The sequence below is a fragment of the Cellulomonas sp. plas2 genome, assembly GCF_057221735.1.
Map to the genome: position 1 here is coordinate 2415020 of NZ_CM170155.1, position 12639 is coordinate 2427658.

The following is a 12639-nucleotide window of genomic DNA, read 5'->3' on the forward strand; positions in this document are numbered from 1 at the left end:
GCAGCTGCACGTCAGGCCGTGACGGGCTCCGCCACCAGCAGCGCGTCGTCCCAGCCCCGCGGCACGGCCAGGTCCCGCGTGCCGGTCGCGGCGTGCCGGCCCTCGTCGCGCACGTCGCCGCTGGCCGGGTCCACCCACGACAGGCGGACGTCACCACCGGAGCCGCCCGACGCCGCCGCGGCCAGGTCCACCGTCACCGTGCGCGCGGTGGGCAGGTAGGTCAGCAGGGCGCCGCTCGACGACCGCCCCGACAGCGCCCGCGAGCCGGGCGACGACGCGCCCTCACCGGAGGTCAGCGGGACCGGCGCGGGCCGGAGCCGCGGGTGCGCGTCCAGGATCGTCGCCACCCGTCCGACGTCCGCGGCCGAGGACGCCCGCAGGGCACGCCCCCACGCCGCGTCGAGGTCCCACACGTCCTCGTGCCCGTAGGCGAATCCGGCCCCGGACAGCACGGCCCACCACGCCTGCGCCCGCAGCTGCGTGCGGTCGAGGAAGGGCGCCCGGTCGCGGCCGTCGTAGTACGCCTCGGTCACCACCGAGGGGATGCCCGTGCCGAAGGCCGCCGGGGCGTGCTCGTGGACGTGCTGGTCCGCGTACGGGTTGTTGAGCGTGTGCCACTCGCGGTCGCCGACGTAGGCCGACGAGGTCACCCCGCGCCGCCCGTGGTACGTCATGAGGTGCCGCACGGGCTCGTGCGCCCGGATGGCCGCAGCCATGGCGTCGGTCGCCGCGAGCTTGTCCGAGCGGTCGGCACCCGGCGCCACCTTCGCCACGTCGCCCGTCGGGGCGTTGTCACCGCCCAGCAGCCACACCAGGTGCGGCATCGCGCCCAGCCGACGACCGAGGAACGCCCCGTAGTCCGTCGCGTTGCCGGTCGTCTCCCGGGCCCGCCAGTCCTCGCCGCCGTACCCGTACCAGGAGGGGACGACGGCGACGGCCAGCCCGCGCGCGGCGGCCTCGTCGAGCACGTACGCCACGTGGTCCCAGTAGTCGTAGTCGGGCGAGCGCGCGTCGCGCGTCCGCTCCCCCACCTCGAGCGGGCGGGACAGGTCGTACCCGCCGACGAAGGGCAGGTCGCCGTAGACGTTCGCCGGCCCCTCGTCCTGCTGGCCGACGGAGTGCAGGAGGGAGACCTGCACGGCCGTGAAGCCCTGCGCGACGCGCGCGTCGAGCCAGCGACGCACGCCGGCCTGGTCCAGGCGCGTCGGCGCCATCCAAGCCGTGTCCGCCAGGTAGAGGAACGGCTCGCCGTCGGCGGTGACGAGGTGGTCGCCGTCCGCCGACGCGCGCAGCGGGAAGGCCGGGGACGTGGGGGCCGTGGGGGCGGCGGCGGTCACCGGCACGGCGGCGACCGCCGACAGCGTCGCCAGGTCCACGTGCGCCTCGAAGCCGAGGTCCAGCGCGCCGTCGCGCACCTCGACGTCGAACGCCACGGTGTGCGCGGTGCCGTGCCCGGTCCTCTCGTGCAGGTCCAGGGCGTGCACGACCCTCTCCCCCTCCGCGTCGACGGAGAAGACGCGACGGCCGTCACCCTCGTGGTAGTTCTCCAGCAGGTGCAGCGTGACCCGCCACGTGCCGCCCGACGGCAGGGCCAGGCGGTACCCGTCCATGCCGACGCGCAGGTCCCGGTAGAGCCGGTGGTCCTTCGTGCCCCGCACGTGGCCCTCGGCGGCGACGTTCGTCGGGCGGCCGCCCACGTACCCGGTGTCCGCCGCCCACGTGCGCCCGCGGCTGTCGCGGTACGCGTCGCCGCCGACGTTCACGCGCACCGCTTCCCCCGCGTCGCCCGCGGCCGGCTGGGCACCGTGCCCGACCGCGGACGCCGGCGGGGCTCCGGCGGCCGACACCCCGACGAGGGAACCGACCACCACGGCGCCGGCGGCGAGCCGCGCGACCCGCCACCTCGACGCCCGTCGCGCGGGACGGCCGGTCGCGGGCGGGGACGTGCACGGGTCGAGCACAGGACCTCCTGGTGGTCGCCGTCGGGAGGACCGGCCGCACCGGCCCTGGGCACACGGAGAGGCGAGGGTAACCCGAGCGGGTGACGGGGAGGAGATGCCCGTGCGGCTAGCGGGAGCCGGCGGCCGTGCGCCAGAGACGGCGAGCCGTCCGGAGGGCCTCGCGCGCCCGACGGCGGTCGCCCGCGGCGTCGTAGGCGAAGGCGAGGTGGTACCAGGCGGCCCAGCTCTCCGGGTCGGCCTCCACGGCGTCGCGGGCGGGGTCGAAGGCCGCGCGCGCGGCCTCGCGGTCGATGCGGCCCCCGGGCGAGCGCGGCAGCCTGTCGACGGGCAGCTCCCCGGCGGCGGCGAGGGTGTCGGCCATCCGCTGCACGTGCAGCGCGAGCAGCCACTCCCGCGCGATGAGCACCAGGGCGACGAGGGGCAGGAGCGCGAACGCCAGCCCCAGCGCCACCCCGACCGGCTCCCCCGTCCGCACGAGCGCCACCGAGCGCCCCAGCACGAGCACGAGGTACAGGGCCAGCAGGCCGCTGAGCGCGACCGCGGCGACGAGGCCGCCGGTCGGACGGCGGCGCCGCGGGACGGCGGCGTTCACGGCACGAGGCCGAGGAGGTGCTCCAGGCCGACCGTGAGCCCCGGGCGCGACCCGACCTGCCGGACCGCCAGCAGCACGCCCGGCATGAAGGAGCTGCGGTCGAAGGTGTCGGTCCGGATGGTGAGCTGCTCCCCGGGGTTGCCGAGGAGCACCTCCTCGTGGGCGACGAGGCCCCGCAGGCGGACGGCGTGCACGCGCACCCCGTCGACGTCGGCACCGCGGGCGCCGTCGGTCGCGTGCACGGTCGCGTCCGGGGACGGGCCGACGCCCGCCGCTGACCGGGCCGCCGCGATCGCCGCGGCGGTGTGGCGCGCGGTGCCCGACGGCGCGTCGAGCTTGTCGGGGTGGTGCAGCTCGACGACCTCGACGGACTCGAACCAGGGGGCGGCGAGCGCCGCGACGTGCATGGTCAGCACCGCGGAGAGCGCGAAGTTGGGGGCCACGACGACGCCGGTGCCCGGCGCGTCGGCCAGGGCGGCGCGCACCCGGTCCAGCGCCGCGTCGTCCCAGCCCGTCGTGCCCACGACGACGTGGACGCCGGCGGCGACGCAGGCCAGCACGTGGGCCAGCGTCACGTCCGGGACGGTGAAGTCCACGACGACGTCCGGACGGTCCGCCGCGCCGAGCAGTGCCGCCAGGTCGTCGCCGCGCCCGAGCCGCGCGACGACCCGCAGGTCGTCGGAGGCGTCGAGGGCGGCGACGGTCTGGCGGCCCATCCGTCCGCCGGCGCCGAGCACCGCGACGCGCAGCGGTGCCGGCGGCACCGCTGCGGACGTCTCGTCGGACGTCGTGTCGGACGTCGCCCCGGACGTCACGGGGGACGCAGACGTGTCGGTCATCGCCGGCGCCGTCCCGCTCAGTCCCCGAGCGGGCCGACGCGCACGACGGTCCGCGGACGGCCGAGCAGCTCGCCCGCCAGGGCCTGCACCTGCGCCGCCGTCACGTCCCGGACGCGCGCCAGGGACTCGTCGACGGACACGAGCTCGCCGTGCACCAGCTCCGCCTTGCCGAGCCGGCCCATGCGCGAGCCGGTGTCCTCCATGCCCAGGACGAGCCCGCCGGAGAGCTGGCCGATGCCCCGCTGCAGCTCGGCGTCGTCGAGCCCGCCGTCGGCCAGGCGCTCCCACTCGGCGACGAGCAGCGCCGTCACCTCGTCCACGCGCCCCGGCGTGCAGCCGGCGTACAGGCCGAAGACGCCCGTGTCCGCGTGCCCGGAGGCGAAGGAGTACGTGGAGTAGGCCAGGCCGCGCTTCTCGCGGATCTCCTGGAAGAGCCGGGAGGACATGCCCCCGCCGAGCACGGCGTTGAGCACGGACAGCGTGAACCGCCGCTCGTCGGTGGCCGTGAGGCCGGCGCAGCCGACCACGACGTTCGCCTGCTCGCTGGGGCGGCGCACGGTGCGCTCGCGCGCGTCGGCGGGCAGCCCGCCCGTCCCCGGCGGCAGGTCGCGGCCGGCGACCCGGCGCGCGGCGGGCACGGCAGCGGCGTCCAGCGTCCAGCCGCCGTCCCGCACCGCCTTCTCGACCTGCGCGCACAGCGCGTCGTGGTCGACGTTGCCCGCCGCGCTCACGACGAGGGTGTCGGGGCGGTAGTGCCAGCGGTAGTGCTCCCACACCGCGTCGCGGGGCACGTCGCGGATGCTCTCCGGCGTGCCCCCGATGGGCCGGGCCAGCGGGTGCTCGCCCAGCGCGACGAGGGTGAACTGCTCGTGGGCGACGTCGCTGGGGTCGTCGTCGTTCATCGCGAGCTCTTCGAGGATGACGCCGCGCTCGGTCTCGAGCTCGTCGGTGTCCAGGCGCGCCGAGGTGACCATGTCGGCGATGACGTCGACGGCCATCGGCAGGTCCTCGTCGAGCACCTTGGCGTAGTAGCAGGTGTGCTCCTTGCCGGTGGCGGCGTTGGCCTCGCCGCCGACCGCGTCGAACGCCTCGGCGATGTCCATCGCCGTGCGCCGCGCCGTCCCCTTGAAGAGCAGGTGCTCGAGGAAGTGCGTCGAGCCGTGGTGCCCGGACTCCTCGTCACGGGACCCGACGCCGATCCACGCCCCGACGGACGCGGACCGCAGGCCCGGCATGTGCTCCGTGAGCACCCGGACCCCGCCGGGCAGGACGGAGCGACGGACGAGTCCGTCGCCATCCTGCCCGGCGCGCAGCTCGGCCCCGGCGGTGCCGGGGGCGACGAGCGGGAGGTCGAGGGGCACCGTCAGGCGTCGACCGTCTGCGCCGGGGCCTCGGCGTCGCCGCCCGCACCCTCCTCGACGACCGCGTGCAGCGAGAGCTTGCCGCGCGGGTCGATCTCGCCGATCTCGACCTGGACCTTCTGGCCGACCGCGAGGACGTCCTCGACGTTCTCCACGCGACGGCCGCCCACGAGCTTGCGGATCTGCGAGATGTGCAGCAGCCCGTCCTTGCCCGGGGACAGGGAGACGAACGCGCCGAACGTCGTGGTCTTGACGACCGTGCCGACGAAGCGCTCGCCCACCTCGGGCATGTGCGGGTTGGCGATCGCGTTGATCGCCGCCCGCGCGGCCTCGGCGGACGGGCCGTCCACCGCGCCGATGTAGACCGTGCCGTCGTCCTCGATGGAGATGTCGGCGCCGGTCTCCTCCTGGATCTGGTTGATCATCTTGCCCTTCGGGCCGATGACCTCGCCGATCTTGTCGACGGGGACCTTCACCGTGATGACGCGCGGCGCGTACGGGCTCATCTCGTCGGGCACGTCGATCGCCTCGGCGATGACGTCGAGGATCGCCAGGCGCGCCTCCTTGGCCTGCGTCAGCGCGCCGGCCAGGACGGAGGCGGGGATGCCGTCGAGCTTCGTGTCGAGCTGGATGGCCGTGACGAACTCGCGCGTGCCGGCGACCTTGAAGTCCATGTCGCCGAAGGCGTCCTCCGCGCCGAGGATGTCGGTCAGCGCGGCGTAGCGCGTCTGGCCCTCGACCGTGTCGGACACGAGGCCCATCGCGATGCCCGCGACGGGGGCCTTGAGCGGCACACCGGCGTTGAGCAGCGACAGCGTCGCGGCGCAGACCGAGCCCATGGACGTCGAGCCGTTGGAGCCCAGCGCCTCGGAGACCTGGCGGATCGCGTAGGGGAACTCCTCGCGGGTGGGCAGGACGGGCACGATCGCCCGCTCCGCCAGCGCGCCGTGGCCGATCTCGCGGCGCTTCGGCGAGCCGACGCGGCCCGTCTCGCCCGTGGAGAACGGCGGGAAGTTGTAGTGGTGCATGTAGCGCTTCTTCGTCACCGGCGACAGCGAGTCGATCTGCTGCTCCATGCGCAGCATGTTGAGCGTCGTGACGCCCATGATCTGCGTCTCGCCGCGCTCGAAGATCGCGGAGCCGTGCACGCGGGGCAGGACCTCGACCTCGGCCGAGAGCGTGCGGATGTCGCGCAGGCCGCGGCCGTCGATGCGGAAGCCGTCCGTGAGGATGCGCTGCCGGATGAGCGCCTTCTGCACGGAGCGGTAGGCGGCCGACACCTCCTTCTCGCGGCCCGCGAACGCCTCGGCGAGCTCGGCCTGGACCTCGCCCTTGATCTCGTCGAGCCGGCCCTCGCGGGTCTGCTTGTCGGCGATGGACAGCGCCTCGCCCAGGCGGCCGGAGACCGCGGACTCCACGGCGGCGTAGACGTCGCCCTGGTAGTCGGGGAACGTCGGGAACTCCTGCGTCTCCTTGGCGGAGGACGCGGCGAGCTGCTGCTGCGCCTCGACGAGGGCGCGGATGAACGGCTTGGCCGCCTCCAGGCCCGCGGCGACGACGTCCTCGGTCGGCGCGGTGCCGCCGCCGCCGTGGATGAGGTCCCACGAGCTGTCGGGCGCCTCGGCCTCGATCATCGCGATGGCGACGTCGTCGCCCACGACGCGGCCGGCGACGACCATGTCGAACGTGGCGCGCTCGCGCTCGGAGTAGCGCGGGAACGCGACCCACTGGCCGTCGACGAGCGCGATGCGCGTGGCGCCGACCGGGCCGGAGAACGGCAGGCCGGACAGCTGCGTCGAGATGGACGCGGCGTTGATCGCGAGGACGTCGTAGGCGTCGTCGGGGTGGATCGCCAGGACCGTCACGACGACCTGGACCTCGTTGCGCAGGCCCTTGACGAACAGGGGGCGCAGCGGGCGGTCGATGAGGCGGCACGCGAGGATCGCGTCCGTCGAGGGGCGGCCCTCGCGGCGGAAGAACGCGCCGGGGATCTTGCCGGCGGCGTAGGAGCGCTCCTCGACGTCGACGGTGAGCGGGAAGAAGTCGAACTGCTCCTTGGGGTGCTTGCCGGCCGTCGTGGCCGACAGGAGCATCGTGTCGCCGTCGAGGTAGGCGACGGCGGAGCCGGCCGCCTGCTTGGCGAGGCGGCCGGTCTCGAACCGGACGGTGCGGGTGCCGAAGCGACCGTTGTCGATGACGGCCTCGGCGAACTGGATCTCGGGACCCTCCACGGGTGCCCTCCTTCGGGACGGGCGCCGGCCCGGGCCCCGCGGCGGTCTTCGACCGTGGCCGTCGGACGCCCCGTCACGCGCGTGCGGCGCGGGGTTCCGGCGGGCCACTACCGAGGACCGGACGAGCGGGCCGGCGCGGACTGCGTGGTGCCTTCGGTGATGCCTTCGGTGGTGCTGGTCGTGCGGGTGGTGCTGGGGCCTGCGACCCGGGCCGGGGCCGTCGCGGCGCGCGGCCCTCACGCGGGACCAGCCCGGACCCGGGCGGGTCCGGGCTGGTCCCGGTCGTTCAGCGGCGCAGGCCGAGCCGCTCGATGATCGAGCGGTAGCGGTTGATGTCGATCTTCTGCAGGTAGCCGAGCAGACGACGACGGCGTCCGACCAGCAGCAGCAGCCCGCGGCGGCTGTGGTGGTCGTGCTTGTGCGCCTTGAGGTGCTCGGTCAGGTCCTTGATGCGCTGCGTGAGCACCGCGATCTGGACCTCGGGGGAACCGGTGTCGCCCTCGTGCGTGGCGTACTCGGTCATGATGGACTGCTTGATGGCACTGTCGAGCGGCACGTCTCTCCCTGGGTTCTCGTTGCGCGGTGCCTCGGGGCACGTCCACCCGGGCTCTCTCGTTCCGCGGCCGATCACACGGCAGCGTCCAGGGTAGCAGGAGCACGGCCCGGACCCGGCGTGGCACAGTGGCGGGACCCAGCACCCGGACGGAGACCCTCACCCGTGCAGTACGTCGACCACGTCGCCGACCTCGTCGGCGGCACCCCGCTCGTCCGCCTCCACGCCGTCACGGCCGGCCTGTCCGCGACCGTCCTGGCCAAGGTGGAGTACCTCAACCCGGGCGGGTCGATCAAGGACCGCATCGCCGCGCGCATCGTCGCGGAGGCCGAGCGCCGCGGCGACCTGCGGCCCGGCGGCACCATCGTCGAGCCCACGTCGGGCAACACCGGCGTCGGCCTCGCGCTCGTCGCGCAGCGGCGCGGGTACCGGTGCGTCTTCGTCTGCCCGGACAAGGTGAGCCCGGAGAAGCAGGACGTGCTGCGCGCCTACGGCGCCGAGGTCGTGGTGACGCCGACCGCGGTGGCGCCGGACTCCCCCGACTCCTACTACTCGGTCGCCGCCCGCCTCGTGCGCGAGACCCCCGGCGCGTACCAGCCGAACCAGTACGCGAACCCCGACGGCCCCGCGAGCCACTACGCCTCCACGGGCCCCGAGATCTGGCGGGCGACCGAGGGGCGGGTGACCCACCTGGTCACCGGCGTGGGCACGGGCGGCACGATCACGGGCACGGGCCGCTACCTGCACGACGTCAGCCGCGACCGGCCCGGGGGACCCGTCGTCGTCGTGGGCGCCGACCCCGAGGGCTCGGTGTACTCCGGCGGCACGGGGCGGCCCTACCTCGTCGAGGGCGTGGGCGAGGACTTCTGGCCGAGCGCGTACGACCCGACGGTGCCCGACGAGGTGCTCGCCGTCGACGACGCCGAGGCCTTCGCCATGACGCGGCGGCTCGCGCGCGAAGAGGCCCTCCTCGTCGGGGGCAGCTCGGGCATGGCGGTCGTCGCGGCGCTGCGCGTCGCCGAGCGGCTCGAGCGCGAGGACCCGGCGGCCGCGGCCCGCGCGGTCGTCGTCGTGCTGCTGCCGGACAGCGGCCGCGGGTACCTGTCGAAGATCTTCTCCGACCCGTGGATGCGCTCCTACGGCTTCCTGCGCGACGAGGGCGCGACGACGACCGTCGGCGACGTGCTCCGCGGCAAGAGCGGGGACCTCCCCGCGCTCGTGCACACCCACCCGAACGAGACGGTGCGCGACGCCATCGGCATCCTGCGCGAGTACGGCGTCTCGCAGCTGCCGGTCGTCACGCAGGAGCCGCCGGTCACGCTCGGCGAGGTCCTCGGCGCCGTGACCGAGCGGGTGCTGCTCGACGCGTTGTGGACCGGCGCCGCGCGCCTGTCCGACCCCGTGCGCAAGCACCTGGCCGACCCGCTCCCCCAGGTCGGGGCGGGTGAGCCCGTGGCCGCCGCCACCGCCGCGCTGCAGGACGGCGACGCGCTGCTCGTCGTCGACGAGGGCCGGCCGACCGGCGTGCTCACGCGCGCCGACCTGCTGGAGCACGCCGCCCGCTGACCCCGCTCCGGCCGGCTCGCTCGTGCACCCGCCCCAGCGCAGGACTGACCGCAGGACCCACCCCAGGACCCACCGCAGGACCCAGTGCAGGACCCACCCGCCCAGGAGGACCCCCGTGACCACCGAGCCCACCGCCGACCGCGAGCCGCAGGAGGGGCGGGGCACGGACGCCGGCACCAGCACCGGCGGCACCCCCGACGCCAGCACCGTGTCGCCCGGCGGGGGCCCGAGCGGCTTCGCCACCCGCGCCGTGCACGCGGGCCTCGAGCCCGACCCGACGACGGGTGCGGTCGTCCCGCCCATCTACCAGGTCTCGACCTACGCCCAGGACGGCGTCGGCGGCCTGCGCAACGGCTACGAGTACTCCCGCTCGGGCAACCCCACCCGCGACGCGCTCCAGACCGCGCTGGCGGCGGTCGAGGGCGGCGAGCGCGCCTTCGCGTTCTCCTCCGGCCTCGCGGCCGAGGACGTGCTGCTGCGGGCCACGCTGACGCCCGGCCGGCACCTCGTCATCCCCGACGACGCCTACGGCGGCACCTACCGGCTCGTGGCACGGGTGCTGCAGCCCTGGGGGATCGAGCACACGCCGGCGCGCCTCGGGGAGCCCGACGCGGTGGCCGCGGCGGTGCGGCCCGGGCAGACCGGCGTCGTGTGGGTGGAGACGCCGACGAACCCGCTGCTGGGCGTCGCGGACATCGCGCGGCTGGCGGAGATCGCGCACGCCGCCGGAGCCCTGCTGGTCGTCGACAACACCTTCGCCTCCCCCGCGCTGCAGCGGCCGCTGGAGCTCGGGGCCGACGTGGTCGTGCACTCGACGACGAAGTACATCGGCGGGCACTCGGACGTCGTGGGCGGCGCGGTCGTCGTGGGCGCCGGCGCGCGGCTGCCGCTGGGGCTCGTCGGGCCGACGGGCACGGACCTCGTCGCGGACGCGGTCGGGTTCCTGCAGAACGCGGCGGGCGCGGTCGCCGGCCCCTTCGACGCCTGGCTCACGATGCGGGGGCTGCGGACCCTCGACGTGCGCATGGCCCGGCACAGCGCGAACGCCGCCGTCGTCGCCGAGCACCTGCGCGCGCACCCGGCCGTGACCGCGGTGCACTACCCCGGGCTGCCCGACGACCCGGGCCACGCCGTCGCGGCCCGGCAGATGACGGCCTTCGGCGGGATGGTGGCGTTCCGGCTGGGCAGCGCCGACCGGGCCCGGGCCTTCTGCGCCGCGACCCGGCTGTTCACGCTGGCCGAGTCCCTCGGCGGCGTCGAGTCCCTCGTCGAGCTGCCCGCAGCCATGACGCACGCGTCCGTCGCCGGGTCCGCGCTGGAGGTGCCCGACGACCTCGTGCGGCTGTCCGTCGGCATCGAGGACGTCGGCGACCTCGTCGCCGACCTCGACGCGGCGCTGGCCGCCGCCGGCGGGGACGCGGTCCGGGAGGGCGTCCGGGAGGGCTAGGCGTACGGCCCGGGGCGCGCCGCCGACGGCGGGACGTCGAGCAGCGCCCGCGCCTGCTCGACGTCCCGGGCCATCTGCGCCAGGAGCGGCTCCACGCCGTCGAAGCGCAGCGTGGGCCGCAGCCGCTCCACGAGCTCGACGACGACCTCCTCGTCGTAGAGGTCGAGGTCCGTGCGGTCCAGGACGTACGCCTCCACGCGGCGCTGCACGCCGTCGAAGGTGGGGTTCGTGCCGATCGAGACGGCGGCCGGCAGGAGCACGTCGGGCGCCGCGGGGTCGTACGCGGTCCCGTCGCCACGGCGCACGCGGCGCAGCCGCCCGGCGTAGACCCCGTCGGCGGGCACCATGCCGGACGCGTCCTGCGCCAGGTTGGCCGTGGGGTAGCCGAGCTCGCGGCCCCGCGCGTCGCCGTGCACGACGAGGCCGCGCAGCCGGTGCGGCCGGCCGAGGAGCGCGGCCGCGGCGGCCACGTCGCCGGCTGCCAGCAGCTCGCGGACCCAGGTCGAGGAGAGGCGCCGCCGGCCGTCCGCCGGGTCGGCCGGCGCCTCGTCGACGAGGTCGTCGACCACGTCGACCACGAAGCCCAACCCCTCGCCCAGGGCCCGCATCGTGGCCAGGTCGCCGCTGTTCTGCCAGCCGAAGCGCACGTCACGGCCCACGACGACGACCCGGGCGCCCAGGGCCTCGACGAGGTAGCGCCGGACGAACTCCTCGGGCGACTGCCGCGCGAAGGCCAGTGTGTACTGCTCGAGCAGCACCGCGTCGAGGCCGCACGCGGCGAGCAGCTCGAGCCGGTCGGCGTCCCCGGTCAGGAGCGGCGGCGCGGTCTGCGGGCGGTGCACCTGCGCCGGGTGCGGCGTGAACGTGACGGCGACGGACCGCAGGTCGGCGGCACGGGCGTCCGCGGCCATCTCGGCCAGCACGCCGGCGTGCCCCCGGTGGACGCCGTCGAAGTTGCCCAGCGTCACCACCGACGGGCCCCAGCCCGTCGGCACCTCGTCCAGACCTCGCCAGACCTGCACGCCCGCCCGCCCTCCCCGTCCGCACGCCGCGTCGTGCGGCCCAGCGGTCAAGGGTGCCACCTCGCGGCCCCACCGCCGGACGCGGCGGGCCTCCGGTCAGCCGCCGGCGGGCGCCAGGACGAGCAGCGGCCGGTCGCGCCCGTCCCGGGGCTCGACGACGGCGACGAGGACGCCGTCCGGGCCCACGGCCGCCGCGGGCCCGTCGCGACCGGGCACGAGCGCGACCGCCTGCCCGTAGGACAGGGCGCGCGCCTCGGCCTCGTCGAGCGGGCGCACCGGCAGCGTCGCGGCGGCCGCGGCCGCGGGGTCCACGACGTCCAGCGGCACGTCGTCCGGCACCGCGGCGAGGTCCTCGAGCGTGCGCGCGGCGGACAGGTCGAACCCGCCCACGCGGGTGCGGCGCAGGGCGGTCAGGTGACCGCCGGTGCCGAGCGCGGCGCCGAGGTCGCGGGCCAGCGCCCGCACGTAGGTGCCCGAGGAGCAGACCACCCGCACGTCGACGTCGAGCACGGGCGTGCCCGCGGCGTCGCCCGGGCGGGCCTCGCCGACGTCGAACGCGCTGACCGTCACGGGCCGGGCCGCGAGCTCGACCGCCTCACCGGCACGGACGCGGGCGTAGGCCCGCTGCCCGTCGACCTTGATCGCGGAGACGGCGCTGGGCACCTGCAGGACGGCGCCGGTGAGGGGCAGCACGGCCGACTCCACGTCCGCGCGGACGACGCCGCCGGCCCCGGGTGCCGTGACGACCTCGCCCTCGGCGTCGTCCGTCGTCGTCGCCACGCCCAGCCGGACCGTGGCCGTGTACTCCTTGTCGGCGCCGGACACCCAGGTCAGCAGGCGTGTGGCACGACCGACCCCGACGACGAGCACGCCCGTCGCCATGGGGTCCAGCGTGCCCCCGTGGCCCACCTTGCGGGTCCCGGCCAGCCGCCGCATGCGCGCGACGAGGTCGTGGCTGGTCCAGCCGGCGGGTTTGTCGACGACGACGATGCCGTCGGGCGCGGTGGGGCGCCGCGGACGGGGCGGGGAGGTGCTCACGGGCGCCACTGTCCCACGCGGGTGGGCCG

Annotated in this window: 10 protein-coding genes; 2 read left to right on the plus strand and 8 right to left on the minus strand. The window is 76.0% G+C overall.

Annotated elements, in window-relative coordinates; genetic code table 11:
* Positions 1–11: 11 nt before the first annotated feature.
* The 6 genes from AC2TDM_RS10840 to rpsO form a co-directional block, all read right to left on the minus strand.
* Positions 12–1847 carry an apiosidase-like domain-containing protein gene (locus AC2TDM_RS10840; RefSeq protein WP_484634607.1) on the minus strand — a complete coding sequence of 612 codons (1836 nt, stop codon included), beginning with the start codon at positions 1845–1847 and terminating at the stop codon, positions 12–14.
* A 220-nt stretch (positions 1848–2067) separates the two neighbouring features.
* Positions 2068–2553, minus strand: coding sequence for a tetratricopeptide repeat protein (locus tag AC2TDM_RS10845; RefSeq protein WP_484634608.1), 486 nt, complete (start codon positions 2551–2553; stop codon positions 2068–2070).
* On the minus strand, positions 2550–3392 hold the full coding sequence (gene dapB / locus AC2TDM_RS10850; protein ID WP_484634609.1) for a 4-hydroxy-tetrahydrodipicolinate reductase: 843 nt from the start codon (positions 3390–3392) through the stop codon (positions 2550–2552). Before dapB ends, AC2TDM_RS10845 begins: the two co-directional genes overlap by 4 nt.
* A gap of 17 nt (positions 3393–3409) precedes the next feature.
* A complete protein-coding gene (locus tag AC2TDM_RS10855) occupies positions 3410–4753 on the minus strand; it encodes a M16 family metallopeptidase (protein WP_484634610.1) in 1344 nt (447 codons plus the stop codon).
* 2 nt (positions 4754–4755) lie between these two features.
* On the minus strand, positions 4756–6984 hold the full coding sequence (locus AC2TDM_RS10860) for a polyribonucleotide nucleotidyltransferase (protein ID WP_090030185.1): 2229 nt from the start codon (positions 6982–6984) through the stop codon (positions 4756–4758).
* A 286-nt stretch (positions 6985–7270) separates the two neighbouring features.
* A complete protein-coding gene (gene rpsO, locus AC2TDM_RS10865) occupies positions 7271–7540 on the minus strand; it encodes a 30S ribosomal protein S15 (protein WP_090030183.1) in 270 nt (89 codons plus the stop codon).
* A 162-nt stretch (positions 7541–7702) separates the two neighbouring features.
* Between rpsO and AC2TDM_RS10870 the strand changes: the two genes are divergently transcribed.
* Positions 7703–9103, plus strand: coding sequence for a cystathionine beta-synthase (locus AC2TDM_RS10870; RefSeq protein WP_090030181.1), 1401 nt, complete (start codon positions 7703–7705; stop codon positions 9101–9103).
* 208 nt (positions 9104–9311) lie between these two features.
* A complete protein-coding gene (locus AC2TDM_RS10875) occupies positions 9312–10550 on the plus strand; it encodes a cystathionine gamma-synthase (protein ID WP_484636441.1) in 1239 nt (412 codons plus the stop codon).
* Here the strand turns inward: AC2TDM_RS10875 and AC2TDM_RS10880 are convergent.
* Positions 10547–11572 carry a bifunctional riboflavin kinase/FAD synthetase gene (locus AC2TDM_RS10880; RefSeq protein WP_484634611.1) on the minus strand — a complete coding sequence of 342 codons (1026 nt, stop codon included), beginning with the start codon at positions 11570–11572 and terminating at the stop codon, positions 10547–10549. The two genes, AC2TDM_RS10875 and AC2TDM_RS10880, sit on opposite strands and share 4 nt — an antisense overlap.
* A gap of 96 nt (positions 11573–11668) precedes the next feature.
* Positions 11669–12619 carry a tRNA pseudouridine(55) synthase TruB gene (gene truB, locus AC2TDM_RS10885; protein ID WP_484634612.1) on the minus strand — a complete coding sequence of 317 codons (951 nt, stop codon included), beginning with the start codon at positions 12617–12619 and terminating at the stop codon, positions 11669–11671.
* Positions 12620–12639 lie beyond the last annotated feature (20 nt).

What these genes read in the sequence shown, in the direction of transcription:
- dapB (WP_484634609.1), bottom strand. Translation starts at nt 3,392, where the DNA reads ATGACCGACACGTCTGCGTCCCCCGTGACGTCCGGGGCGACGTCCGAC.